This is a genomic window from Microcoleus sp. AR_TQ3_B6 (assembly GCF_036702785.1).
Taxonomy (GTDB): Bacteria; Cyanobacteriota; Cyanobacteriia; order Cyanobacteriales; family Microcoleaceae; genus Microcoleus.
This window is the reverse complement of the sequence record NZ_JAUBVJ010000104.1, coordinates 1-26,132: the sequence shown is the minus strand read 5'-3', so window position 1 is coordinate 26,132 and position 26,132 is coordinate 1. Positions and strand designations below refer to the sequence as shown.

Genomic DNA, 26,132 nt, shown 5'->3' with positions numbered 1-26,132 from the left:
TTCTTGATAGTTGACCTTCATAAAATATCCCTTATTTTTCTGGCATTGTAGCACTTATTTGGCAAAATGGTATTATTCGGTTGTCTAAGTAGGTAAGCGGGATTAAGCCGAGCTATGTAACAGTATGTAAACAGGGCTAACTTAGCCACGCTTAGGGCTAAGGATACTTTACAATCGTTTACATAATGGTGTTTTACAACACCTACTTATACTAACAAAGTCCGCGCAACGCGAGACTCACAGAACAGAGAAATAATTCAACCTGGTTTCGTGTTATAAACCATTGAAAAACGGCTATAGCGAGCGAGCGGGACGCTCTAACTGCGTTACAACTTTCCGCAAGTAAACGCAGTGCCGCGCGCTCTGACTCGTCGGCGTTGTGAATGCTTCGACTGACTCAACCGTGCCGCCCAAATGCTCGATCGCACTTTGCAACTGAGTCTCTTCCTCCACCGTCCAATTCCCACGGTAAAGTACAGCCAAACCGCCATTTTTCAGCAGAGGCAGCGCGCATTTAGCGCAAAGAGGAGCGGCTCCAACTGCTCTCAGAAGTGCGAGATCGTAAGCTTGTTTGTGCTGCGGTTCTCGGGCAATTTCATCGGCTCTGCCCAACAAAGTCGCAGCATTTTCTATGCCTAAAGACGGCAAAACTGTTTCTAAAAAAGTAATTTTTTTGCGAGTAGAATCGAGCAAAGTAACTGATAGTTGCGGCAGGGCGATCGCGGTCGGCAGACCCGGAAAACCCCCACCAGTGCCAATATCAATAACTTTCTCCACCGACTCTGCGGACAATTTGTGATTTTCCCCTACACTGTTATTAGCTGGCAGCAGTCTGGCAATTCCCCGCAGAGAATCCCACAAATGTTTTTCCCAAAACTCGATCGGTTCGGTAATTCGAGTTAAATTCAAGGAGCGATTGCCCTCGACAATTAACTCATAAAGCCGCTGAAATTGTTGCTGCTGCGACTCATCAGGCTGCCAATTCAGCGTTTTTTGCCACAACTCGTTCATCTGGGGCAATACAGGCATTTTAATCTCATTCATCAGATTTTATTTCCACTCTTTTATCCAGTCCCCTCTACTCGGACGAAAGTTTATGTAGGAGCGAATAATATTCGCCGAGAATTTCTTCAGTCCGCTAGGAGTGGACGAAAGTTGGTGTAGACGCGAAGTCTATTCGCCGCCAATTGACTTTGACGCGAATTCGAGCGGGCCGAGAAACCATTAGAAACGCCCGAAAAATTAAACGCAACTGGTTTCCTTAGCCTCTAATGTAGCGCGATCGACCTCTTGCAAATCCCCGTGGTCTAAAGTCCAAAAGCGATCGGCAACGCTCAGCAAATCGCTAGCATCGTGAGTAACAATCAACAAAGTCCAGTGACTTTTCAACTTGCTCAACAAGCTTACCAACTGCCTGCGCATCGACCAATCCAAACCCGCCGTCGGTTCGTCTAAAAGTAGTAAATGCGGCTGCCGAATTAGCTGCACCGCCAGCGCTACCCTGCGCTGTTGGCCGCCGCTCAAAGCGTGGGGGGAAGCCCGCAGCGGCAAATGTCCGAGTCCCACTTCTGCCATTGCTTTGTTGATTTGTTCTTGTCCCAATTCAGGATGTCCCAGTCGCAATTCTTCTAAAATTGTGCCTCCGCAAAAATGCCTTTCTGGAAACTGGAACACTAAACCTCCTAACTGTTGTAAGTGTTCTGGTGTTAATTCCTGTTCGCGCCAGCGGATGTCGCCGCTAGTTTTTTCCGCTAAACCTGCTAATATTTCTAAGAGCGTACTTTTGCCTGAACCGCTGCGACCAACAATCAGCCCCATTTGCTGCGAGGGAAGTTCTAAGTTAATATTTTTCAGAATAGCATTCGGACAGGCTGTAGGATGATATACTAAGTTTTTTAGATAAAGCATTAACGCAATTGGTAGTTGGGGAGAAGGTAGTTCGGCAACGAGCCGTGTACGGGATTTAACGGATTTAACCGATTTGTGCTATTAATAGTTAAGGCTTTTTCTGGCTGTTGCCGATCGCCCACTATTATTTTACATAAATATTTACAAAAATTTTTGTTTTTTTTCAGCTTGGGAGTTTGATTTTTCATTTTTTTCATGGTATATTTTAATAATGGAAATCTGTCTGTTCATATATTATAACTCACACTCCCATTATTAAAATATACCGTAACAACTGGGAAAAATCAAGCAAGTTTTACTCTTTTTTTGTCCGGGCCCGATAGTCTGACATTTTAACTCTCTTGTTTCTAGTTTACAGTATATTCCATTGAGAGAATTGACGATGACGAAAACCCCTTTAGCATCGCTAGGCAAGCAAATGTTAAGTTGTAAACAGACAGTGCGGGCGATCGCCTGTGCAGGAGCGATCGCCCTGGGCATCTGCATTAACTCAGCATTAGCGGGCGATCCCTTTCGCAGCAGCAACCCGCAGGCGATCGGGCCCAACACCGAAACCGCTTTCAAAACAATGTTTCAGCAAGGAAACTACAAACAAGGAAAAACTCAAGTTCAACAAGCACTATCAGCCGAACCAAACGAGCCGCTAGCCTATGCAATGGCAGCCTCCCTATCCTACATCGAAAAAGACTTCAACTCGATGAATTCCTACGCGCAAAAAACCCGCGAAGTCGGCGAAAAATTGACGAAAACCAATCCCTTGCGCGGCAACCTTTACACAGCAGCAGGTCACTTTCTAGAAGGGGCGAACATTATAGCCCAAGAAGGAACAGCCAAAGGCGCGCCCCAAGCACTCAACAAATTGCGAGTAGTATTTCAATACCTAGATGCCGCCGATAAAATAGCGCCCAACGACCCAGAGCTCAACCTAATCAAAGGCTACATGGACTTAATGCTAGCCACAAACCTGCCCTTTTCCAACCCCAACGAAGCAATTCAAAGACTCGAACAAAAAGCCTTTCCCCGCTACTTAGCTTATCGCGGCATGGCACTAGGCTATCGAGACTTGAAAAAGTACGATCGCGCTTTAGAGTTTGCCAACAAATCCCTAGCAGAAACGCCCAATAATCCCGAAATTCTCTATCTAAAAGCACAAATCTTGTTTTCCCAATCTCAGGGGAAAGACAGTAACAAAACCTTACTTGAAGAAGCCAGAAAAAACTTGGACGCAGCCTTAGCAAAACCCGACCAACTGCCGCGCAGTTTAGTAGCCGAAATCTTCTTTCAGCAGTGCAGAACCCGCAACCGTCTCGACAGCAAATCTCGCGACTGCGACCCGATGCGCGATAAAATTAGAGATGCAAATGGACTCTGGGGACCGGCCGCCTTACCACCACTATAAAAACACCAAAAAACTATGCAAGTAGAGTTTCGCGAGTTTAACCCCTTTGACCTCTGGATTTGGGTGAAGTTCAGCAACGTGCCTTCAAACGGTGAAAAACAGTATGTTGAAGAAGTGTTTGACTCATGGTTTTTCTTGGGAAAACTCGGAGGATTTAATGCGGAAAATTTGCAAGTTCAAGATGAAGGCTTAGATATCAGTCAGATGAATTACGATGTTAATCTGGCCGACCAAAGTATGATGGCTTTGATGCACAATATGGGAGAAATGGAGTATCAAGGTTCTTGGGCTCGCTGCTGGTTTGATTTGGGCACTAGCGACGCAATCGGCCTCGATGTTTTGATTAATGTGTTCCAACAACTGAGCAAAGAATTCGTAACGATTGAAAAACTCATTATTGGCGGGGAAAATACAGACTGGCCCGTTGACAACAGTCGCCGTCGAGAGGCTTTTGCTGCTGATAATTAGTGATTACTCATTACTCATTAGGGGCGGATTCTACTCGTTACTAGGCTCTGCCTGGTAACAAAGATCCGGAGGCTCTGCCTCCTATTTTGCTGATGGCAAAGCGAGGCTGAGCCTCTGAACATTGATTCCTAGGCAGAGCCTAGGAACCAATTAACTAGAGATATTCTACTCGTTACTAGGCTCTGCCTGGTAACAAAGATCCGGAGGCTCTGCCTCCTATTTTGCTGCTGGCAAAGCGACGCAGAGCCTGTGGACCTTGATTCCTAGGCAGAGGCTAGGAACCAGTTAACTAGAGATATTCTACTCGTTACTAGGCTCTGCCTGGTAACAAAGATCCGGAGGCTCTGCCTCCTATTTTGCTGATGGGAAAGCGACGCAGAGCCTGTGGATCTTGATTCCTAGGCAGAGGCTAGGAACCAGTTAACTAGAGATATTTGCTATAGCTAACAAGATAGATAAACCGGCCTCTACCGCATTACCTCGATCTACCGTACCTTTGGCAGCGTACTCAACACCTGATAGAGAAGAGAGTTAATAAAACCGAGGGTAATCGCCCCCAGCAAAGCACTCCAAATTCCCCAGCGCAAGCGAAATCCTTCGACTAGCCAAGCCGCTAATCCAAAGATAATCGCGTTGATAACAATTATCCACAAACCAAAAGTTACCAACACCAATGGAAAACCCAAAACCACAAAAACCGGCCGCACCAAAGCATTTAGCAATCCAAAAACCGCCGCCGAAATCATCGCTTTTCCAAAAGTGTCAATATCCACCCCGATGGGCAACTTGGAAATAATAAAAAAGCTCACCGATGTTACCAGCCAAGCAATTACCAGCGAAATGATATCCATGTGCCAATCTCCTTAAAAAAGCTAAACATTAAATCGAAACAACAGCACATCCCCCTCTTGTACAACATACTCTTTACCTTCACTGCGAACTAAGCCTTTTTCCTTAGCCGCATTCATCGCGCCCGTAGCAACCAAATCTTCATATGCTACAGTTTCGGCCCGGATGAAACCCCGTTCAAAATCCGAGTGAATCACCCCTGCAGCTTGCGGTGCTAACATTCCCGCGATAATCGTCCAAGCGCGAGTTTCCTTTGGGCCGCTAGTAAAATAAGTCCGCAAACCCAATAATTCGTAAGTAGCTCGAATCAGAGATTTCAATCCCCCTTCTTTTACCCCCAGAGATTCTAGGAAATCCGTTCGTTCTTCCTCGGATAACTCCACCAATTCTGACTCAACTTGCGCCGAAACTATGACAACCTTAGCATTTTCTGCTTTTGCTACTTCCCGCACTTGTTCGACATAGCTATTTCCCGTTGCTAAATCGTCCTCAGACACGTTAGCAGCATAGATAACTGGTTTGTTGGTCAGTAATTCTAAACCTTTAACTAATTCAGCTTCTTCATCTGTGAAACTGTACTGCCGCGCCGGTTTCCCCGCATTCAAAACAGCCACCAATTTTTCGAGCACATCCACTTCTGCCTGAGCTTCCTTATTGTTGCGGGCCAGCTTGCGAGTGCGATCGAGCCTGCGTTCAATTTGAGCTAAGTCTGCTAAAATTAATTCGAGATTGATAATGTCAATATCTCGCTGGGGCTCGACAGAACCCGCAACGTGAATAATATCATCATTGTCAAAACAGCGGACAACGTGGACGATCGCATCTACGGCCCGGATGTGAGATAAAAACTGATTTCCCAATCCTTCTCCCTGACTCGCCCCCTTCACCAAACCCGCAATATCCACAAACTCCATCCGCGTCGGCACAGTTTGCGCGGAATTGCTAATATTGCTCAGCACGTTCAACCGTTCGTCTGGCACTGCCACGACACCCGTATTTGGCTCGATCGTACAGAAAGGAAAATTAGCAGCAGTCGCCTTGGCATTAGCAACCAGAGCATTAAACAAAGTAGATTTGCCAACATTAGGCAGTCCGACAATTCCGGCAGTAAGCATAGCTATTTAGAAACATATCACTGTTTCAAAATATCATAAGTATCCGCAATATATAGGACAGGACTTACGGACGCGCGGCGATCAACCCAGTTTCTGTGCGAATATCTCCCAGCCAAACCCCAGATTTGTCGCAAAAACCGGGAATAGGTGCGTAAGCCCTACATAATTTACACAGGTTCAGGGATTGTCTGAGGAATAGGTTCCGGCACTGTCTGAGGAATCGGAGAGGGGACGGTTTCCGGCACCGGTTCGGGAATTGGCTGCGGAATTGGCGCAGGTACCGGTTCGGGTACGGGGCCGGGAATCGGTTCGGGTACGGGGCCCGGCACTGGTGGCGATGCGGGTATAGTCGGCAGCCCCGGTTCGGTACTGGGAATCTGCGGGCCTGGCAACGGACTAGGGTTGGGAAAAATCATGTTAGTGTTTTACTCGCTAATAAAGATGTTCCAAAAACATTTTGTCGCCACTTCTAGCTATATTTTTCAACAAAAATAACTCTGTTGTGGTATTGTTTTATCTCATAATTTTAAACGCAAGATTGCGGCGACAACATCTATCTAAATAGCTATAATTAACTATTACGTCCGCAGCAAATTATGCCTTTGGTCTTAAACTAAGTAGGTGGTTACAAATAAAGATTAGATGGGGAGGGCGCATGAGTAAAGCAATAAACTGCCTGAGAGTAAAGATACTGGCCGGGCCCGCCCCTACAAGATATTATGGTTTTTTCCTATCGCTCTACTTAGATATCAAATACAGCAATCAAGATTAATCGTGTCACCAGCAAACTCTCAAACAAAAACCCCTCTATTAGATGCTTTGCGCGATCGCACAAATCATCCCCACGCCCCATTCTACGCCCCCGGACATAAACGCGGAGAAGGAATCTCAGACCCGCTAGTTGACTTATTTGGTGCCACAGTATTTCGCTCGGATTTGCCGGAATTGCCGGAGTTAGACAATCTCTTTAATCCAGAAGGTGCAATTGCCGAAGCTCAAGACTTAGCCGCCGAAGCATTTGGAGGACAATCAACTCGGTTTTTGGTCAACGGTTCGACTTGCGGAATTATCGCCGCCATCTTAGCGACAAGCGGCCCCGGAGATAAAATTATCTTGCCTCGAAATATCCACTCCTCGGCAATTTCTGGTTTAATTTTATCCGGTGCAATTCCAATTTTTGTCAATCCAGAGTACAACCCGGATTGGGATATTGCTAACAGCATCACCCCAGAAGTGACAGCCTCCGCATTAGAACAACATCCCGACGCGAAAGCAGTAATGATGGTTTACCCAACCTATCACGGCGTCTGCGGCAATTTGCGGGCGATCGCCCAAATTACCCATCAATACAACATACCGTTATTAGTAGACGAAGCCCACGGCGCGCACTTTAACTTTCATCCAAAGTTGCCAGAACCGGCACTATCAGGCGGTGCCGATTTAACAGTACAATCAATCCACAAAACCCTCGGTGCAATGACACAAGCATCGATGCTGCACCTCAAGGGCGATCGCATAGATATCCAAAAATTAAATAGAGCATTGCAGTTAGTACAATCCACCAGCCCGAGTTACATACTATTAGCATCCCTAGACGCAGCCCGCCAACAAATCGCACTCCACGGCGAACAATTAATGACTCAAACTTTACAGCTAGCAGAAAAAGCGCGATCGCGCATCAGTCAAATTCCCGGCTTATCAGTTTTAGAACCGTTAAATACGCCGGGTTTTGCAGCATTAGACAGAACCAGGCTAACAGTAAAAGTATCAGATTTAGGAATCACAGGATTTGCCGCCGATGAAATTCTGCACTCTCAACTCGCCGTCACCGCAGAATTACCAATGCCGCAACATCTAACATTTATTATCAGCTTGGGCAATACAGAAACAGATATCGACAATCTAGTTAAAGCTTTGACGATTTTAGAAGGAAGAAGGAAGAAGGAAGAAGGAAGTTCGGCAACGGATTCTGTAACGGATGTAACGGATGTCAGGAAGAAGTCCCAGAGAAGAAGTCCCAGAGAAGAAGTCCCAGAGAAGAAGTCCCAGAGAAGAAGTCCGATGTCCGATGGAAGATTTGCCCCCTCTCCCACTCTCCCACTCTCCCCCTCTCCCCCTCTCCTCTCCCCCCGGGAAGCCTTCTTTTTGCCAGCGGAAACAGTACCCGCAGACAAAGCAGTCGATCGCCTGTGCGCCGAACTCATATGTCCCTACCCCCCAGGAATACCAGTCCTGATGCCCGGTGAAATCATTACCCCAGAAGCCCTTGACTACCTGCAACAAGTCCTTACCGCCGGCGGCAAAATCACAGGTTGCAGCGATAGAGGCCTCCAAACTCTCAAGGTTGTGCGACAGTAAATATTAAGCCTTGGGGGAAATGGGGAGAATTTCTACTTCTTCCGCTAGTTCCAACTTCGGTCTTGCTTCAATCAAAAATCAAAAATCAAAAATAGAACTATGCTTTGGCCCTACGTCACTCCAGGCATTCCCGATGACTTATTTGAACGTTTACCGGGAATTCCCATGAGTAAGCGAGAAGTCCGACTGCTGTTACTCTCCCACCTGCGGCTGCAAGCAGACTCAGTGTTGTGGGACATCGGTGCAGGTACTGGTACGATCGCCGTAGAAACAGGTTTGCTGTGTCCCAAAGGTCGGATTATCGCCGTCGAAAGGGACGAAGAAGTAGCAAGCTTGATTCGCAGAAATTGCGATCGATTCGATCTCGACAACGTAGAAGTCATAGAAGGCAGTGCCCCGGAATGCCTCAAAAACCTGCCCCAACCCCCCCACCGAGTCTGCATCGAAGGAGGTCGCCCCATTAAAGCCATTCTCCAAGAAGTCTGGCGGTACTTGCCACTCCACGGTAGAGTTGTCGCTACCGCTGGCAATTTAGAAAATCTTTACGCCATTTCCGAAGGGTTCGCCGAGTTGCAAGTCCGCAACATCGAAGTAGTCCAGTCCGCCGTCAACCGCTTGGAGACTCGCGGCCTGAGTCAAACCTTTGCCGCCGTCAATCCCATATTTATTCTCAGCGGCGAAAAGCTGGATTAGCCGTCAGTCATTAGAGTCACGTACTCGCACACCAAATCAAAGATGATGATGTGGGCCCGGAGGCTTTATGGCATATGACTAAAGACTAAATGTAATTCTTAATCTTTTTTAAGTTCACTTAACCTTCATACTTAAGAATAAGGGCGACCATAGCTGGATTGACCGCCTGAGTTGAGATTTTGGATCGCCGATTGGAAATGGGGGTTAGCTGTGCAAGGGAGAAACTCGTGCTCTTGAAAAATCCAAAATCCAAAATCCAAAATCCAAAATCCAAAATCGAATGACCCGCCGCCGTCTGCAAGAGAAATTCATTTTATGCCTTGGTCTCGTATCCTCAGTGGAATAGTTGCGATCGCCCTTGCTTTGGGAATGATTATTATGGGGGGATGGTACTTCACCGTCGGCTTTGGGGTCATCGTCTACCTAGGCCAATTGGAATATTTTGAATTAGCCAGGGCTAAAGGCATTGCACCCGCTGCCAAAACTACCTTAGCCGTCAGTCAAGGCCTGCTAATTACTGCCGCCCTAGCACCGCAACTCGTAGATGCCATGTTCCCCCTAGCCGGAACCTTAATCTGTTTCTACCTGTTATTCCAACCTAAATTATCTACGATCGCCGATATTGCCTCCTCAATTTTAGGATTGTTCTACGGCGGTTATTTGCCCAGCTATTGGATACGGCTGCGAGTCGGCATCGACCCAGACAATCTTGCTACAACTAAACTGGGCCAAGCAGTAGCAAGCAATTTGCCCGTTAACATTTACTCACCGCCGTCTTGGACAACTTCGGGCCACATTTCTCTAGGATTGACTTCGCTGCTGCTGGCTTTCCTCTGCATCTGGGCCGCTGACATTGGGGCTTATTTTGTCGGCAAATTCTTCGGCCGCACTAGCCTGTCCCACATCAGCCCCAAAAAAACCGTTGAAGGTGCTGTATTCGGAGTTTGCGGCAGCATCGCCGTAGCCGTCGCTGGGTCTTGGTATTTGCACTGGCCGGGGTGGCCGTATACTGGGGCTGCTTTTGGTCTGTTGATTGGCGTTGCTAGCCTGTTGGGAGATTTAACAGAGTCGATGATGAAGCGAGACGCCGGTGTTAAGGATTCGGGACAGTTGATACCCGGTCACGGCGGCATTCTCGATCGCACCGACAGTTATGTTTTTACCGCACCCTTAGTCTACTATTTTGTCACTTTACTGTTGCCCGCGATCGACTCTTACCTCATCGCCCGCTAATTGGGAATTGAGAATTGGGAATGGGGAATTTGGCATTGGGAATTGGCTATGTATTCCCAAGCTGTGCGTGGAAGGTTAAAGTCAACAGTCAACAGTCAACAGTTAACTAACCAAGGTTAAAGTCAACAGTCAACAGTCAACAGTTAACTAACTAAGGTTAAAGTCAACAGTCAACAGTCAACAGTTAACTAACTAAGGTTAAAGTCAACAGTCAACAGTTAACTAACTAAGGCAAAACTCTAATTCCTCCCCGACAAACAATCTCCCCCGGACTCAAAATCAACTCTTCTATCTCAACTTCAGGTCCAAAATCAATTTTAAAATCATTGAAATCACTGCTCTTTAATTCTCCATCCATTTCGATTTCTGGTGCTTCAAACATCAATTCGCGACCGCTGGTCATCCGCAAACCAGTCCGCAATACCAAAGGAATTTGCCTACCGCCAGCGCGCAAAATTGCCGCCGAAAGCGTCAACAAACCCCTCTCAATTGCAATCTGCGAATTTTGCAACTTCAGCGACTTTTCCCCATCTGTTAGCGGCAGCATCGTCCGCAAAAATTCGCTCAAAGCATCAGCAAGCAAAGGCGCTTTCAGCGACGCATTCAAATCCGCTTGACTCAGCCTCAAAATGCCTGCCACCGGAACGGATTCCACCAGACGCAGGGGTTGGCCTTTGAGAGCTTGACCCAGGTTGATGCGAATGCCACAGCCCTCTAGGGCAACTTCAGTTAGGTGTAGTCCTTTATACACGGCACCCCTCGCGGCAGCCGTTACTTTGGGGATCGCACCGCTGAAGATTTGTCGATCGCTCCCCTCAATTTTCACCTTCAACTCGTCCACCTGCTGAACTTGCGATCGCAGCCACAACTGTACCGCCGGAGACAGCACGGCGCTCGCGATCCGGCTGCCTTGACTCGGCTTATGTTTCCCAGGCTCAAAGCCGAGATTAACAGCCCCACCAGAGCCAGCAGCGCCATCTCTATTGTCAAATTGAAGAGAGTTTCGATCGACAGTCATAAACAATTTCAGAATATAAACCTTAATATTCAAGCACAGAAATTTAACTCGAACTTGCGCATCCGGTCTCATTAACCAGGTTTCTTCATAGATATATCGCCGTCAACCTCTGATTCTTCTGGCGAAACCGGGTTGATGAGCGCAAGTCCTATATAGTTCCCAAAGCAAGCAGAAATGTCGAATCAGCAAGCCAGAAGCAGAAAAATTCTCACCCTTTCTGGCTTTTTGATCTCTCCTTCCTTCGCGAGTTGTGCGATCCCCAGGAAAAATTCGCGATCGAGCGTATAAATTTAACCAGGAGTACGGGATTTATGGTAGTGTTGGTTTAGGGTCGGGGCAGACCCAAACCTCTCAAATTAGCCGCAAACCAACGGTGCAAGCCTGTGCCTGCCGCGAGTCTTTTCCTCGTAGTTTTTGCACAACATTCAGGGTCATGCCATCAGGACAATCTTTACATGGCGCAACGCCCTGCAAGGATTGGTCGAGCATTATAATTTATTCCCAACCTGAAATTGAGCATTGCCAGCATCGGTTAATCAATTAACCGTGTCCTGTTTCCTCCCCCACCGCTCGCGAGTTGGGGGTTTCCACACTCCCGTCATGTCTGATGAAAGGCTGCAAAAAATCCTCGCCCAGTGGGGCATAGCCTCTCGCCGTCTTGCAGAACAGATGATTGTAGCTGGACGAGTCCGAGTTAATGGCAATATTGTTCGCTTAGGAGAAAAAGCGAACCCCGCTCGGGATCTGATCGAAGTCGATGGAGTCCCGGTAAAACCAACGGATCGACCGTCACAGGTTTATCTGTTGCTCAACAAACCGGCAGGCGTCGTTTCTACATGCAGCGATCCCAGAGCCCGATCGAAAGTTCTCGACTTGCTGCCGCCCCAACTGCGCTCGGGTCAAGGCATCCACCCCGTAGGACGCTTAGATGCAGATTCCACCGGTGCCCTCTTGCTCACCAATGATGGTAAGCTGACATTTTGTTTGACCCATCCGCGTCACTCGATCGCCAAAACTTATCAGGTGTGGGTGTTGGGCGAGCCCCCGGAACCCATACTGCAAGCGTGGCGTCAGGGCATCATCTTGTCAGGCAGAAAGACTTTGCCCGCGAAAGTTAGAATTCTCGATCGCGCCCGCGAGCAAACTCTGTTAGAAGTCATTCTATCAGAAGGCAGAAACCGACAGATTCGGCGAACAGCCGAGCAGTTGGGATATCCTGTGGTGCGCCTGCACCGCACCGCCATCGGCCCGATTCAATTGCAGCGGCCCGAATTGCCAATATTGCCACCAGGCTGCTACCGACCCCTAGAAGATTCGGAAATTATTTATTTATGGAATCTAGTCAACCTAACATCAATAAGCGTGCCAGTAAATTCCCAGGAGCACAGCATATGACAAAGAATTTATTGTTTTTATTCTTCAAAACAACTAAGAAGAAACTGCACTCCCAAGAGCCAGAACCAGCTCAGAAGAAGTTAGCGGAAATAGGGGCTCAACTCCGCCAGTACCGCGAACAGCATTCGATTTGTTTGGACAAAGTAGCCCTAGTAACAATGATTCGGCGGAATCTGCTGCAAGCCATTGAGGACGGTCAACTCGACCAACTTCCCGAACCCGTCTACACTCAGGGTTTGATCAAGCGCTACGCTGAAGCAATGGGTTTGGACGGAAGTCAGTTTGCCGAGTTTTTCCCCATCGAACCGCCACCTCGATCGAAAACCAAGCTATCGTGGCAAGACGGGCCTCAGTTGCGGCCGATCCACCTGTACCTCTTTTATACATTTCTAATTATCTGTTCAGTCAATGTCTTATCTCAGTTGATGGGCAGTTCTGTGACTGCAAAAAACGGTGCGGCAGCCGAAGAACTCGCACTTGAACAGCAACAACAAGCTCGCGCCGCTGCTGAGGCATCGAGGGTCTCAAAAACTCAGAAACCGGAGAGTTACGCCACTGTGGAAGCAGCAAAAACCGGTCAAAAATTAGATACATCTGGCAATAAACCAGTTATGGTTAGCCTCACTTTTAAAGCAGAATCGTGGATGCAGGTTGAAGTCGATGGCAAAACAGAGTTTGAGGGAGTTTTGCCTTCAGGAACTGTGCGCACCTGGCAGGCTCAAAAGCAATTGGTAGTTGTAGCTGGTAACGCCGGTGGAGTAATGATTGCTGTTAATAACGGACAAGCCGAACTACTCGGAGTTCCGGGAGTCGTCAAAGAAGTTGTTTTTAAAGCAGAGGAACTAAAGCCTTCAGAAAAGCCCAAGAATGAAGGTTAATTGTTAATTTTTAAGTGGTAATTGTTCATGGGTAATCGGAAATAGGTAATGGCTGGCAGTCACAGCTTTTAATTAGAGTCTCCGTCTTTATTGACTCCTTACCAATTACCCATTACCCATTAACAATTACCCATTACCAACTACCCATTCCCGACGATCAATTTTTATCGGGAGCGCGTCCGGAGATGTAAGTCATGCTTTTGAGCCGATCGCCCACTTCCCTGTTTAAAGCTTCGGGTCGATACCGCCAGCCCCAATTTCCCTCAGGTTTCCCCGGAAAATTCATCCGCGCGTCTGTATCCAACCCCAACAAATCTTGAAACGGCACAATTGCCATATTAGCAATAGACATCCAACCCATGCGGATTAAAGACCAGTGGATTCCTTGGGGATCGATGCAGCCCAAATAACGCAAAACCTCATCTCTTTCGTAGTTTGACAGTTGATTGAACCAGCCGACAGTCGTGTCGTTGTCGTGGGTGCCTGTGTAAACTACGCAGTTGCGATCGTAGTTGAAAGGCAAGAAAGGATCGCCAGGGCCCGCGCCGAAAGCAAACTGCAAAATCTTCATTCCTGGAAACTCGTATCGATCGCGCAAAGCTTCCACTTCTGGAGTAATTACCCCTAAATCCTCAGCGATAATCGGCAAGTTGCCAAACTTCTGGTTGATTAGATCCAACAAAGCTGTTCCCGGCGCTTTAATCCACTCTCCGTACATAGCAGTTTCTTGCCCGCGCTTCACCGCCCAGTAAGCCTCAAATCCTCGAAAGTGGTCGATCCGAGTCACGTCTACATAAGCGAAAATCGCTTCAAAACGCTCCACCCACCACTCAAAATTATTTGCTTGCAACTTCTCCCAATTGTATACTGGGTTCCCCCACAATTGACCTGTGGCGCTGAAGTAATCCGGGGGCACTCCGGCCATTAAAGCTGGTTCTCCGGTGGCTTCATGCAAGCAGAATATTTCTCGATGAGACCACACATCTGCGCTGTCGTGAGCTACATAAATCGGAATGTCGCCAATAATTTTAATGTCCCGCAGATTGGCATAGCGTTTCAACTCCGTCCACTGGCGAAAAAACTCAAACTGGACGTATTTGTAGTAATAGATTTCAGCATTTAGCTGCTGGCGCCACTTCTCTAGAGACTCTGGTTCTCGGCGGGCAATTTCTGGTTCCCAATTGTTCCAGCTAACACCGCCAAAGTTGTCTTTTAGTGCCATAAATAAGGCGTAATCTTCCAGCCAATTCTCTTTACTTTCGCAAAAAGCTGAGAATTCTTTTTGCTGCACCGGCGATGCGTTGGCTTTGAAGTTTTCGCAAGCTTTTTTGAGCAAAGGTACTTTCAGGGCGATCGCCCGCTCGAAGTCTACATAATCGAGCGGAAATTCTGGTAAATTAGCGAAGTCTTCATCGGCGAGCAATTGGTCGTCCCGCAGCAGTTCTGGGTTGATCAGCAGCGGATTTCCCGCCATTGCTGAATAGCACGAATAAGGAGAATTGCCGTATCCTGTCGGCCCCAACGGCAATACCTGCCAGTATTGCTGGTCGCTCTCTACTAAAAAGTCAATAAAGCGATATGCTTCTATTCCCATGTCCCCAATGCCAAATCGGCTGGGAAAGGATGTGGGGTGGAGTAGCAAGCCGCTCGATCGGGGAAAAAGCATAATCTATCTAAAGATATAGGAATTAAACATTGACAATTTGACCAATATTCCCTACCAGTTAAACTCCGCAGTTTTTAGGGCGATTGTCAGGGCAAATACTTTTGTGATTGTCTCATATTTTCTGCCAGAGCGTGCTTGCCAAATATTTTTATGGCACTCTACTCAAAACTTCTGAGTAGAACCCAAAAGCTCAAAAAGCAGAGTTACGCGATCGCCTCGATGAAGCAACGCCGGTTTTTTTACCCACCCTCCTCTGCTGCAACAAAGTATTTTGGTCGATCGCACCCGGTTTTTGCCTAATTTTTCAAGATAACTTTCCTTTCGCTTTCGCCCCATCTCTCTGCAGTAGTAAATTGTCCCCCTGCCAAAAATCAGCCATCACTTAAGCAGAGCCTATGCACAAATCAGCCGGCTGTTTTGTATATCAAAAAACAGTCGGCTGCGGAATTACCTGAAAAGAGGCTGAGTTTAAGCTTGGTTGTTAAACATTTTCTGCACTTGTTTGAGAGCTAAAGTGCCTATGTTGTAAGCTGCCCAGCCGCCCGCCAACAATACGGGCATCAATACTATTAGTATGCGGAAGTCAAAATCCATGAGTTCTCCTCCTAAAGTTTTTTAACAAATTCTCATAATCTATTTGTATCTCATTTTGTCGCCATTCTCCTAACTCTTTAACTAAATATTGTCGCCTTTGAAAGTTCCTCCGCCAGCAGCCCCAGACGCAGGAGGACATCGCTGCCGAAGAATTGAGATCGAAACTCAAGCCAAGCGCGGATCTCGACATTCGCTGCACCACTTATTCCAAAATCTGTTTCGCAATCCCTTCCACCACCTGAGTTAGAGGATCTTTAGGGAAGTGCAGCACAAACACCCCCTGGCTGGCGAGAAGCATCATCTTGTCGCTGTGGGGCAGCACCCCTGCAACTGGGATGTTGAAAATCTTCTCTACTTGCTGCTTCAAATCCTCAAAATCTAGGGATTCAGGGGCTTTATTGATCGTCATCAAAATCTTGGGAACTTCTAATTTTCGGGCCACATCTACCGTGACAGCAGTTCCCTGAAAATCTTGCTGATCCGGACGCAGAATCAGCAGCAGGATATCGGAAATGGTGATGCTGAGGAGGGTTTCTTCGTTGAGCCCCGGGTGCGTGTCGATAAATAGGTAGTCTAAGTCCAGACAATCGATCAGTTCTTGAAAGCCGTCGGTAAGCAGTCCCACATCGTAGCCTTCGCGCAAAACTCGCGCTATCTCCCCTGCTTTAATGCTCGAAGGAATCAGGTAAAGGGTGCCGTTACTGGCTAATTTTGGCAGCTGCGAACTCACATTGTAGGCTGTATCCCCGATCGGACACCGGCCCCACAGGTAATCGTTCAGGCAGCGATCCATGTTGCTCTCGCTGAAACCGAACAGCACGTGAATCCCCGGCGATTGAATGTCGGTGTCCACAATGGCGACCCGATTTCCGCCGCGAGCGATAATAGCTGCCAGGTTTGCTGTCGTGTTCGATTTGCCAGTTCCGCCGCGGTAAGAGTGGACAGAGATGATTTTGGACATGATCTGCGTATGAGGGTAAGAAACGGCGAGAATTAATTATGATGCAATTCTCGATGCAGTCGAGTTCTCTGTCATTCTTCCTTGTCCCCCAAATCCTCCTTGTTTGCTAAACTATCAATTTTTTCATCTTGTATCCTCTTTTCTGCGCCTCTGCGCTGCCGCATCTGTTTGGCTTTGGCTTGCAAATGGCTGAACTCGTCATCGGGTTTGGTTTCGGCTGAACTAGCACCGCCGCCGGCATCAGGAGCCACACCCGTTTTTGAGCTGCTTTCCAATTCAGTCACGGCGACGCGCTGCTTCTGCTGTTTGGCTTTTTCCTCCAACTGAGCTAAGTATTCGTCTGTCTGACTTTCGGCTTTGGGAAGCTCTGGGACACCAGCAGTTATTTTTTGGGGTTCGGAAGGTGCTTTTTCAGAGGTTTCTTGTTTGCTAATCCTCAGTTTATCTTTCTTTTGCTGCAATTCTTTAAAGAAATCAGATTCTGTGATTTCTGCGACTTGCTGTGCTTTTTTGGCTTGGTCTATTTCGATTTTGAAGACTTGTTTTACTCGCTCCCTAATCGCTTTCCCGTATCCGGCTTTATTAAATCTGTCTGCTGATACTATGCTACTGGCAGCTAGGATTAATGCTAAGGCTGGCGCTGCCACAGGCACCCACCCTCCCAACAGAAAAATCCCAAAGCCGATCGCGCAGCACCCGGACAGCATTGCTGCGAATGTCCCCCCCAACTTCGCTGGGTGAGCTATCCGCGATGCCAAGGTTCCTCCCACAATTGACCATCCCGAAATCCACAATATTTCTGCCCATTCCGGCCAAAACCAAAACATCGGCCTGTTGTCTAGAACTGCACTCAAAATTTGGCTGACTACTTGTGCGTGTGCCACGATCCCCGGCATGTATTGGTTGTTTTGCTGTCGCCCACTGTAAGGAGTATAAAATACATCTTTAACGGTTTCTGAGGTGTAACCGATCAGAACTATTTTATCTTTAACTAAATGCGGGTCAACTTTCCCTTCTAAAACATCCGTAATTCTGACTTGGTTTGCGACTTTCAGCCGGGAACGATAGTTAATTAATATTTGATATCCCCTGGCATCGGCATTTGTGTATCCTCCGTCATTGCTTTCTAGTCGTTTTAATTTGGTTTTTCCCAGCCATAAAGATTGATCGGGTGCCAGGTGGGGATAAATTTTTTGCCCTTGCAGGTAGCGGAGTGCTAGCTGGAGGTTGAAGGAAGCTAAAACTTGAGAGTCATCATTGCAAAGATGTTTGTCTACCGAGGATTTGCCCTGAATTGTCGGTGGTTTCATAAATAATAAAGACCTGCGGAGTATGCCGCCTGGATCGATTCCAAAATCGGCAAATCCCACCCGGTTTTCTGGCATTCCCGGCGGAGGCGGAGAACCGGGATTGTCCCGGCTGCCGTCGGTGACTAAACATACCCCGATAATTCGATCGCTTTTTTGTAAAACTTTAGTTAATTCCTCGCGCCCGTCTCCTAAAGGTACGTCTCGCAGTACATCTAAACCGATGACTGCAGGCTGCATTTTTTCCAGTTTTTGTAAGATTTCAGCAATTTTGCGATCGGATATCGGCCACTGGTTCAGTTTCTGAATGTCTCCTTCGGTAATCCCCACAACTAGCAAGCGCGAGTCTGGCTGTTCCTCGGGACGCCACCTCACCATTTGGTCGTAAACGCTTAATTCTATTGGTTCGAGTATTCCTAGCTGTCTGGCCCCCATCAAGGATAATGTTACTGCCGCGCTGGCAATTAATACAGACTTAGCAAATGCTAGTGATGGTTTATACATTTGACTCACTTGAGTCGCTGCCGATCGAATTTTGTTAGATATTTTACTCATTATCCCAGCATAAAAGTTTGACTTGTTTCTGGAACAGCAGTTGTTTCGCCTTTGCCGCCTCCCGGAGACTTCCTCCATCTTAGGACACCCAGCAACTCCGACCGCTTTGTAACAAAATTTTACAGTGGGCAGCCAGCAACTGTATGCAATGATACTGGCGACCTAGGTTGGCGGATTTTCCCGAGGGAGAATCCCCTTGCCGATCGAATTAATTAATGTTATGGATAATATGTGAAGATTAAAATTGTGTATCTACGCCATCTACTAGCAGCTCCAAAATATTTGTCGCCATCAGCAAATACCTGTGTTTGCAATATTATAGTGAAAGGTACAACAAAATGAAACGTTTTCTACATCAAGCTACACTTGCGGTCGCCGTATCTGCGATGGCAGCGACCCTCCCCAGTTCACTTGCACCGATGCGGGCACAAGCCCAGCCGCTTCTGCTGAGTCAAAATGTTAATTTCCAGGCTCCCGACGTAACAGCCCCCACCAGCCGACAAGGAGGGACACATCGCGGCAGCAAGCTTTGTCCGGCGGGTTTGTCTATTACTCCATTAGTGCCTCCAACTAATATCGGTTTAACCCTAACAGAGTCTCCCACAATTTTTGTCTATGTTCCTCAAACCTCGGCAAAAATAGAGTTTACTGTCCTCAACGATAAGGAAGAGGACGTGGTCTACGAAAAAACTTTTAAACTTGACAAATCTGGGATTGTTGGAGTAACCATTCCTGCTATGGGTAAGAACAAATCCCTTGAAGTTGGTAAGCGATACGTATGGTCATTTTCGCTAGTTTGCGACCCCGAAGACCGATCGGGAGATTTAGTTGTTAAAGGGTTCGTGCAGCGAATTGAACCCCAGGCAACTCTCAAGAGCGATTTGGCAAATGCCGACCAGATCACTAGGCTCAACGTTTACGCTAAAAATGGGATTTGGTACGAAACTCTCGCTACTTTAGCCCAAATGCGGCGCCAGACACCCGGGGACGCGAGGCTGACAGCCAAGTGGACGCAATTGTTGGAGTCCCAAGGACTGGAATCAGTTGCCGCTCAACCGCTGCTGGTTCAGCCTCTTTAAAGCTCAGTATTTGTTGAAGTTTTGTCAGTCTTCCTATGGCTATGTGAAAATTGACAAATTTACCCGCTCGCGGCCGGGTTAAAACTCCGGCTTAAAAGTAGAGATGTGATCTATCACATCTCTACAATTTGGTGAAAGAGTCAATAACTCAGCCCTAAAGGGATGCTAGCGTGCCAGAATAGTTTGCAAGCTATACTAACGGGCCTAAGTCTTCACGGACTCCGTTATCAGGGTCAAAACATTCCTTCAATGCGACGCTAGTTTCCCGCTGTGTCGCTTTCAATTAAACAGTTCTCAACTCACGCTCAACATTGTTGTAAGCCGCAAGAACCCAGATAACCAGGTCGAAGCTAACTTTACCCCGCAAGGGAGGACTTAAAATGTCTAATCTTGTTTTTGTTCTAGATACCGAGAAACGACTACTCTTACCGATTCATCCCGGTAAAGCACGTAGGTTGTTGAACGCCGGAAAAGCTGCTGTATTTCGGAGGGAGCCGTTTACGATCATTTTAAAAGTGGTAGTAACAGGAACCCCTGAATCAATCACTTTAAAAATAGACCCCGGCTCTCAAACCAAAGGTATCGCATTAGTGCAGGGGGAAAAAGTCGTCATTGGGGCAGCGTTAACCCATCGCCGTCAATCGATCAAAACAAGTCTTGAATCCCGAAACGAGTTGCGTCGCTCACGAATAAATCGTCACACACCATACTGCCAAGCAAGGTTCTTGAATCGCACCCGTCCCAAGAGTTGGTTAGGACCATCCTTGCAACATCGACCAGAAAAAACTCTAACTTGGGTCAATAAATTGCTTCCACTTGCACCTATCGGTTCAATCGTTCAAGAGATTGTCCGATTTGACCTACAACAATTAGAAACTCCTAAAGTTTCAAGGATTTAATATTAACAATGAGAAGTGCTAGGTTACGAAATTCGTGAGTATTTACTCAATAAGTGCGAGAGAAAATGTGCTTACTTCGGTGTTGAAAATATAGCATGGCCAGTTAAGCATATTTATCCGAGAGCCAAGGGTGGAAGCAATCGAATTTCTAATCTCTGCCTTGCGTGCCCTTCGTGCAACCAAAAGAAAGAAGCTAAAAACATTAAACAGTTTTTAGCTAAAAAACCTGATAGTCGGAAGCGCATTCTTGCACAAGCTAAACGTCCCCTCAAGGAGGCTGCTGTAAATTCGACTCGATAGGCTTTGTTTAATCGCCTGAAAGAAACGGGATTGCCTGTGGTGACTGGTTCTGGTGGGGTGACTAAGTTCAACCGTACTCGATTACAACTACCTAAAACCCATTGGCTTGATGTTGCCTGTGTGGGTCAAGTGGAATCGTTAGAAGTTCTCACACACCAGTCGCTGTTAATTAAATTGACGGGACACCCAACTCGTCAGATCGGCGACACGGATAAGTTTGGATTCGCATCTCGGTATGTTCCGAGAAACAAGTCTGTCAAAGGTTTTCAAACTGTGATATCGTAAAAGCGGTGGTTACGACTGGTAAGAAAATAAGTAAATATGTGGGTCATGTTGCCTGGGGTTCAACTGGCTGATTCAATATTTCAGGATCAGAATTAGTTCCAGGAATCAGCCACCGATACGGCGAAATTGTCCATCGCAAAGATGGCTATGGTTACGCATTATGAAGATTCACTCGCTTATTGAACTCCCCGTGTCGTTTCCCACGAGCAGTCTAAAGACGCGCTCCGAACCCACTTACCGAATTTTTTTATGAAGCGTTTTCTAAATTTTACTGCACTGGCGATGGCTGTATTTGCGATCGCAGTTACTCTCTCCAGTTTGCTTACACCGATGCAGGCTGTGCCTGCACCAATTCTCCTGAGTCAGAATGTTAATTTCCCACCCCCAGATGTAACAGCCCCCGACAACCGGCAAGGGGGGACGCATCGAGGCGAGGCTTGTCCCAAGGATTTATCTATTATTCCTTTAATACCTAAAAGCAATGATGGTTTAACGCTAGGAGAGTCGCCAACATTCTTTGCCTACGTTTCTCCCTCTTCGACTCAAGTCGAGTTTACTTTACAAGCTCCCGATGAAAAAGGAACCGAGGTTTACAAAACTACTTTCAAAGTTGACAAACCCGGGATAGTTGAGGTTAGTATTCCTGCTATCAGCGCTCGCCAAAAATCTCTTGAGATTGGCCAGCGATATCGGTGGTCGTTTTCGGTGGTTTGCGATGACAAGGATCCATCGGGGAATTATTTTGTTGAAGGAATCGTGCAGCGAATTGAACCGCAGGAAACTCTCAAGAACGATTTGGCAAATGCTGACCCTATGGCTAGGGCGATCGCTTATGCTAAAAATGGGATTTGGTACGATACTCTTGCTACTCTAGCCCAAATGCGGCGCCTCGCACCCGATGATTCCGGACCCAGGGCCGAGTGGACGCATTTGTTGCAGTCCCAAGGACTAGAATCGATTGCCGATCAACCCCTAGTTCAGTCTTTTGAATAACGACTCTTGACTAATCACTGCTGAGTGTTTGCACAGTCAATTCTTCAATTCTTCAATCCAGTGACCGAAAGCAGCCAGGGTAGAAGCCTCCGGATTTATACGGGCAGAACTAAAAAACATAGTGTCGGATAACAAGTCCCCGGATTAATCCGTGAGAGCGCTTTCTTCAATTCTCCAATTCTTCAATTCTTCAATCCTTCAATCCTTCAATTATTCAATCCAAAATCTAAAATCTAAAATCTAAAATCGATTGATTGATGGCTAATAACTTTCCGACAATTCTAGCTCTTGATTTTGACGGTGTGATTTGTGACGGACTAATCGAATATTTCCAAACAGCTTGGCGTACCTACTGTCAAATCTGGAAACCAGTCGAAACAGTGCCAGATGCAGATTTAGCTTTGAGTTTTTACCGAGTGCGGCCCGCCATCGAAACTGGTTGGGAAATGCCGCTGCTGATCCGCGCACTGCTGACAGGCTTTTCCCAAGAGCAAATTTTGCTGGAGTGGCCCAATATAGTACCGCATTTATTGACCGAAAATAATTTGAAAGCGCAGTCTGTCGGCGCTATGTTAGACGGATTGCGCGATAATTGGATTGCTGAGGATTTAGCTGGGTGGCTGTCTCTGCACCGCTTTTATCCAGGGGTGGCCGCTCGCTTGCAATCCTTGCAGGAGAGTTCGGTGAAAGTGGCGATCGTCACTACGAAGGAAGGTCGTTTTGTGCGGGAAATTTTGCAGCTAGCAGGCGTACAAATGCCGTCTGAGTTGATTTTTGGCAAGGAATACAACAAGCCGAAACACCAAACTTTGCGGGAATTTTTGGCAGCCTCTGGCAAAGATTCGACTATTTGGTTTGTGGAAGACCGCTTAAAAACTTTGCTGTCGGTGAAGCAGCAGCCGGATTTATCTCAAGTGAGGTTATTTTTGGCTGATTGGGGTTACAATACTTTGCCAGAACGGGAATCTGTCGCCCAAAACCCACCCGTTCAATTGCTTTCTCTGTCGCAGTTTGCCGGAGATTTTGCCGATTGGCTGCCGGCCGAATGTTGATGTTAGATTTGTTTGCAGGTAGGAAGTGTTTTTTGCTTGTCAGAGTCAAAAAAATCACAAAATTTTACATTTTTTTTGTTGACTTTTGCGGCGATGGTATGGTATTTTTATATAATGGGATGGTTGGAAAAATATTATTTTTGGATAGATTCCCATTATAAGATAAATATAACAAAAATTGCCCAAAAAAGCCAGAATCTAGACCCAAAAAATCAAATTTTTTTTGATACAGTCTTGCAGGTATTCTTGACCTGAGAAACTAATTTTTTTTACAGTTTCTGGGGCAGCAAGGAAATATTTTCGTCCATCAAAACCGATGGCTGGCAAAAAAAGCAAGCTTGGTAACCGACAATTTGAAAATTGTTTTGATAATTTCTCAGTTCAGGGCCCACAGGTGGGGCATAAAAACCCGGTTGATACGAGTTTTGGGTTTAGTAAGGACAAATCTACCAATAAAGCGGGTTTAGCTTTTGCCACGAGAGCGATCGCTCTCATCAACTTAAAATCTTTCTCATCGGGTGAGAAATCCGATTTTTACCAGTTTTCGGTTTGGTAACGAGAAATCAACGAAGGAATCGGGTTTCGGATGGCGCCAGTGCGATCGCGAACTAAAATTGAAAGCTTTCTAATATTGAGACTTAAAACCAATGCTCGATTTAACTAAAGCAGCCAAGGCAATGCAGGGAATGAGCCAACATTTGAATGTGGAAGCTCAGGCGGCTCGTCAGCGTTTGGAAGTGGCTCAGAATTTGCTGATTAAGGCGGCAACAGAACAGGAAAAATTGGTGGAATTGCAAGAGAGTTGGCGCGATCGCACTTTATTTAATGCTGCCAAGCCGATCGAGCCCTTAGACGATCGCACCTACATCACCCCACCCCCCGCCGCTCACACAGTCTTTGCCACAGACGGCTCGCAAATTTCCCCCAACCATCACGAAATAGCCTACTGCTACTTGCTAAACGTCGGCACTGTCATGCTACACTACGGGCAAAGTCGCCACCCAGTTTTAGACAGCGTGCCCGAGGTTTTCTACAAACCCGAAGACTTGTACGGTTCGCGGCAGTGGGGAATTAGAACCGAAGAATGGATGGGATACCGGCGCGCCGTTTCCGAAGCAATTGCCTTGGCAGAAATGGGCGAAAATTGGGCAAAAGTTAACGACAATAAATTGCCCGCGCCAGCTTTAGCCATGGTAGACGGTTCCCTGATTTATTGGTTTTTGGAACAGTTACCCAGCGAAGCGCGCGATCAAATTTTGCAGCCAATTTTAGAAGCTTGGGACAAGTTGCGTTTAGTAGGAATTCCTCTGTTAGGATACTTAAGCGCTTCTCGCAGCAGCGAAAGCTTATCTTTTTTGCGGTTTGAAGCTTGCACCCACGAAGTACCAGACTGCATGACAAATTGCCCGAACGTCGGATTTGCCGCCACAATTTCTTTCGCCGAAAAAGCACCTTGTCAAGAATTTGAACCCTTGCGCGATGCCATTTTGTGGGCAACAATTCTGTCCCCCGGACAAAGAAGTCCTTTATGGAAATCCCAAGCTCGAATCTTAGATTTGTACGGTCTCAATTCAGTTTATTTCTGTTACGTTCACGTCGGCACAGAAATTGCTAGGATAGAAGTGCCGGAATGGGTAGCACAAGATACAGCACAGCTAGATTTAGCTTTGGGAATGATGCTGGCTCAGGTACACAAAGGCGGCGGCTATCCGGTGACGCTAGCAGAAGCTCACAATCAAGCGGTAGTCACGGGTGGCGATCGAACTCGCTTTTTCGCTTTGTTAGAGCAGCAAATGATTAAAGCTGGTTTGAAAAATGTGGGAATTTCTTATAAGGAAACACGGAAACGCGGCAGTATTGCTTAAAGTAATAAGTAGAGTAGTTCTGGACGCAGAAACCTGTTTTTTACGTAAATGCTAGATTTGAGGCTTTAACACTGATAAAAAACTAGGTTTGTTTAGTATTGATGCGTAAGTTATGTAGAGTTTATATTGAGTTAAAAATGTTATATGCCCATAGAAATAATTATCTTAATTGCTTCCTTACTTGTATCTTGGCTGGTGTTTAATTGGGCTTTTAAAGTGTTGAAAGCCAGCATCGGAACAGCGATTTCTTTAGCAGCTATTGTGCTGGCGATGCAGTTATTGTTTGGCATCGGACCAAACCAGCTTTTGCAACATATAATTCACCTGCCGGAAACCCTGGGGAAAATGATTTCAGGCAAGTGATCCGATTTGAGATTTTAGATTTGAGATTTGAGATTCGAGGACAAATTTAAAATCTCAAATCGATAGTCTTGGGTTGCATTCCTCAACCCAACTTACAGGGTATTCACTATCAGACTTGATATATCGCTCTTCCATCACTCTTATGACAAAATAATAGAGTAAAGTGTCGCAAAACGTTAGCTGGGTTATGTTTGGGGCAAGAGAACCTGCATCGACAATAAAATTCTTAGACGATTACTGTCAATGGTATAAAAAACTATTTCCAGAAGTAAGAAGTTTTGAAGCGTTTAAATACCTCCATGTAGGGATGATTTCCGACATTAAACGTAAAACATTACCAGCAATAGCAGGTGTCACCGGGTTAAGCAACGAGCAAGGACTATTACATTTCCTAACTGAATCGCCTTGGAAATTAGAGCAACTAAGGCAAACAAGATTAAAGCTAATACTACAAGTATTGGCAGGTCGAGAAATTACGCTAATTATTGATGAAACAGGAGATAGAAAAAAAGGAGAAACAACCGACTATGTGAAACGGCAGTACATCGGTAATTTAGGAAAAATAGAGAATGGAATAGTGGCAGTCACAGCCTATGGTTTACTGGAGGGGATGACTTTTCCGTTGACATTTGAAGTCTATAAACCAAAAGAGAAGTTACGGGAGGAAGATACATATTTAAGCAAGCCAAAGATAGCCGTAAAAATGATTAGATACTTACAAGAGATTGGCTTGAGGTTTAAATTAGTATTAGCAGATAGCCTTTACGGAGAAAGCCACAGTACCTTCATCAATGTCCTGAATGAATTGCAACTAAATTATGCGGCTCTCCCGAACTTATGCTGATAACTTTATCTAATGATCAAAGCAAGCTAATACGCGATTTCTCAAGTTTTTAAAA

At 46.4% G+C, this 26,132-nt stretch carries 24 protein-coding genes and 2 pseudogenes; 14 read left to right on the top strand and 12 right to left on the bottom strand.

What is annotated here, in order from left to right:
- Nucleotides 1-294 precede the first annotated feature (294 nt).
- The 3 genes from rsmG to QUB56_RS31890 form a co-directional block, all read right to left on the bottom strand.
- A complete protein-coding gene (gene rsmG, locus QUB56_RS31900; RefSeq protein ID WP_332960355.1) occupies nt 295-1,044 on the bottom strand; it encodes a 16S rRNA (guanine(527)-N(7))-methyltransferase RsmG in 750 nt (249 codons plus the stop codon).
- 198 nt (nt 1,045-1,242) lie between these two features.
- The gene (locus QUB56_RS31895) at nt 1,243-1,908 is read right to left on the bottom strand and encodes an energy-coupling factor ABC transporter ATP-binding protein (protein WP_332960354.1); all 666 of its coding nucleotides are present in this window, start codon (nt 1,906-1,908) and stop codon (nt 1,243-1,245) included.
- Entirely contained in the window at nt 1,908-2,096 is a 189-nt protein-coding gene (locus tag QUB56_RS31890; protein WP_332960353.1) for a hypothetical protein, read from the bottom strand. Before QUB56_RS31890 ends, QUB56_RS31895 begins: the two co-directional genes overlap by 1 nt.
- A gap of 194 nt (nt 2,097-2,290) precedes the next feature.
- Between QUB56_RS31890 and QUB56_RS31885 the strand changes: the two genes are divergently transcribed.
- Together QUB56_RS31885 and QUB56_RS31880 are read left to right on the top strand one after the other, a co-directional pair.
- Nucleotides 2,291-3,307, top strand: a complete 1,017-nt coding sequence (locus QUB56_RS31885) for a Sll0314/Alr1548 family TPR repeat-containing protein (RefSeq protein WP_332960352.1) — start codon at nt 2,291-2,293, stop codon at nt 3,305-3,307.
- 15 nt (nt 3,308-3,322) lie between these two features.
- Nucleotides 3,323-3,775 (top strand): DUF3531 family protein, encoded by a 453-nt coding sequence (locus tag QUB56_RS31880; RefSeq protein ID WP_332960351.1) that lies wholly within the window; start codon nt 3,323-3,325, stop codon nt 3,773-3,775.
- A gap of 485 nt (nt 3,776-4,260) precedes the next feature.
- Here the strand turns inward: QUB56_RS31880 and QUB56_RS31875 are convergent, their stop codons facing one another.
- The 3 genes from QUB56_RS31875 to QUB56_RS31865 all read right to left on the bottom strand — a co-directional run bounded on the left by QUB56_RS31875 (nt 4,261) and on the right by QUB56_RS31865 (nt 6,155).
- Nucleotides 4,261-4,626, bottom strand: coding sequence for a phage holin family protein (locus QUB56_RS31875; RefSeq protein ID WP_332960350.1), 366 nt, complete (start codon nt 4,624-4,626; stop codon nt 4,261-4,263).
- 21 nt (nt 4,627-4,647) lie between these two features.
- Complete coding sequence (ychF, locus tag QUB56_RS31870; protein ID WP_332960349.1) at nt 4,648-5,739, bottom strand: redox-regulated ATPase YchF; 1,092 nt, start codon at nt 5,737-5,739, stop codon at nt 4,648-4,650.
- Nucleotides 5,740-5,906: 167 nt separating this feature from the next.
- Entirely contained in the window at nt 5,907-6,155 is a 249-nt protein-coding gene (locus tag QUB56_RS31865) for a gamma-aminobutyric acid A receptor, epsilon-like protein (protein WP_332960348.1), read from the bottom strand.
- Between the two features lie 358 nt (nt 6,156-6,513).
- Between QUB56_RS31865 and QUB56_RS31860 the strand changes: the two genes are divergently transcribed.
- The 3 genes from QUB56_RS31860 to QUB56_RS31850 all read left to right on the top strand — a co-directional run bounded on the left by QUB56_RS31860 (nt 6,514) and on the right by QUB56_RS31850 (nt 10,023).
- Nucleotides 6,514-8,097: an aminotransferase class I/II-fold pyridoxal phosphate-dependent enzyme gene (locus QUB56_RS31860; protein WP_332960347.1), complete on the top strand. Its 1,584-nt coding sequence runs from the start codon at nt 6,514-6,516 to the stop codon at nt 8,095-8,097.
- 99 nt (nt 8,098-8,196) lie between these two features.
- Nucleotides 8,197-8,790 carry a precorrin-6Y C5,15-methyltransferase subunit CbiT gene (cbiT, locus tag QUB56_RS31855; protein WP_332960346.1) on the top strand — a complete coding sequence of 198 codons (594 nt, stop codon included), beginning with the start codon at nt 8,197-8,199 and terminating at the stop codon, nt 8,788-8,790.
- A gap of 315 nt (nt 8,791-9,105) precedes the next feature.
- The gene (locus QUB56_RS31850; protein ID WP_332960345.1) at nt 9,106-10,023 is read left to right on the top strand and encodes a phosphatidate cytidylyltransferase; all 918 of its coding nucleotides are present in this window, start codon (nt 9,106-9,108) and stop codon (nt 10,021-10,023) included.
- Between the two features lie 226 nt (nt 10,024-10,249).
- Here QUB56_RS31850 and QUB56_RS31845 read toward each other — a convergent pair whose 3' ends face one another.
- Both QUB56_RS31845 and QUB56_RS31840 read right to left on the bottom strand, forming a co-directional pair.
- Complete coding sequence (locus tag QUB56_RS31845; RefSeq protein ID WP_332960344.1) at nt 10,250-11,113, bottom strand: DUF2993 domain-containing protein; 864 nt, start codon at nt 11,111-11,113, stop codon at nt 10,250-10,252.
- A gap of 279 nt (nt 11,114-11,392) precedes the next feature.
- The gene (locus QUB56_RS31840) at nt 11,393-11,530 is read right to left on the bottom strand and encodes a hypothetical protein (protein ID WP_332960343.1); all 138 of its coding nucleotides are present in this window, start codon (nt 11,528-11,530) and stop codon (nt 11,393-11,395) included.
- A 111-nt stretch (nt 11,531-11,641) separates the two neighbouring features.
- Here QUB56_RS31840 and QUB56_RS31835 point away from each other — a divergent pair, with 111 nt between their 5' ends.
- Nucleotides 11,642-12,436 carry a pseudouridine synthase gene (locus QUB56_RS31835; protein ID WP_332960356.1) on the top strand — a complete coding sequence of 265 codons (795 nt, stop codon included), beginning with the start codon at nt 11,642-11,644 and terminating at the stop codon, nt 12,434-12,436.
- Nucleotides 12,433-13,314: a RodZ domain-containing protein gene (locus QUB56_RS31830; protein ID WP_332960342.1), complete on the top strand. Its 882-nt coding sequence runs from the start codon at nt 12,433-12,435 to the stop codon at nt 13,312-13,314. The genes QUB56_RS31835 and QUB56_RS31830 overlap by 4 nt, the downstream gene beginning before the upstream one ends.
- 157 nt (nt 13,315-13,471) lie before the next feature.
- Here the strand turns inward: QUB56_RS31830 and malQ are convergent, their stop codons facing one another.
- From malQ to QUB56_RS31810, 4 genes are all read right to left on the bottom strand, one after another.
- Nucleotides 13,472-14,980 (bottom strand): 4-alpha-glucanotransferase, encoded by a 1,509-nt coding sequence (malQ, locus tag QUB56_RS31825; RefSeq protein ID WP_332960341.1) that lies wholly within the window; start codon nt 14,978-14,980, stop codon nt 13,472-13,474.
- Nucleotides 14,981-15,448: 468 nt separating this feature from the next.
- A complete protein-coding gene (locus tag QUB56_RS31820) occupies nt 15,449-15,574 on the bottom strand; it encodes a photosystem II protein Y (RefSeq protein ID WP_332960340.1) in 126 nt (41 codons plus the stop codon).
- A 202-nt stretch (nt 15,575-15,776) separates the two neighbouring features.
- Entirely contained in the window at nt 15,777-16,535 is a 759-nt protein-coding gene (locus tag QUB56_RS31815; RefSeq protein WP_332960339.1) for a MinD/ParA family protein, read from the bottom strand.
- A gap of 71 nt (nt 16,536-16,606) precedes the next feature.
- Nucleotides 16,607-18,397, bottom strand: a complete 1,791-nt coding sequence (locus QUB56_RS31810; RefSeq protein ID WP_332960338.1) for a CHASE2 domain-containing protein — start codon at nt 18,395-18,397, stop codon at nt 16,607-16,609.
- Nucleotides 18,398-18,735: 338 nt separating this feature from the next.
- Here QUB56_RS31810 and QUB56_RS31805 point away from each other — a divergent pair, with 338 nt between their 5' ends.
- The 7 genes and pseudogenes from QUB56_RS31805 to QUB56_RS31775 all read left to right on the top strand — a co-directional run.
- Nucleotides 18,736-19,476, top strand: coding sequence for a DUF928 domain-containing protein (locus tag QUB56_RS31805; protein ID WP_332960337.1), 741 nt, complete (start codon nt 18,736-18,738; stop codon nt 19,474-19,476).
- 380 nt (nt 19,477-19,856) lie between these two features.
- Nucleotides 19,857-21,124 (top strand): annotated as a pseudogene (iscB, locus tag QUB56_RS31800) (RNA-guided endonuclease IscB).
- An 85-nt stretch (nt 21,125-21,209) separates the two neighbouring features.
- Nucleotides 21,210-21,953: a DUF928 domain-containing protein gene (locus tag QUB56_RS31795; protein WP_332960336.1), complete on the top strand. Its 744-nt coding sequence runs from the start codon at nt 21,210-21,212 to the stop codon at nt 21,951-21,953.
- A gap of 257 nt (nt 21,954-22,210) precedes the next feature.
- Nucleotides 22,211-23,005, top strand: coding sequence for an HAD family hydrolase (locus QUB56_RS31790; protein WP_332960335.1), 795 nt, complete (start codon nt 22,211-22,213; stop codon nt 23,003-23,005).
- A gap of 647 nt (nt 23,006-23,652) precedes the next feature.
- Entirely contained in the window at nt 23,653-24,870 is a 1,218-nt protein-coding gene (locus QUB56_RS31785) for a DNA double-strand break repair nuclease NurA (protein WP_332960334.1), read from the top strand.
- Between the two features lie 144 nt (nt 24,871-25,014).
- Nucleotides 25,015-25,233, top strand: a complete 219-nt coding sequence (locus QUB56_RS31780; protein ID WP_332960333.1) for a hypothetical protein — start codon at nt 25,015-25,017, stop codon at nt 25,231-25,233.
- Between the two features lie 187 nt (nt 25,234-25,420).
- Nucleotides 25,421-26,053: pseudogene (locus QUB56_RS31775) on the top strand (IS701 family transposase); the annotation flags it as partial.
- Nucleotides 26,054-26,132: the final 79 nt, after the last annotated feature.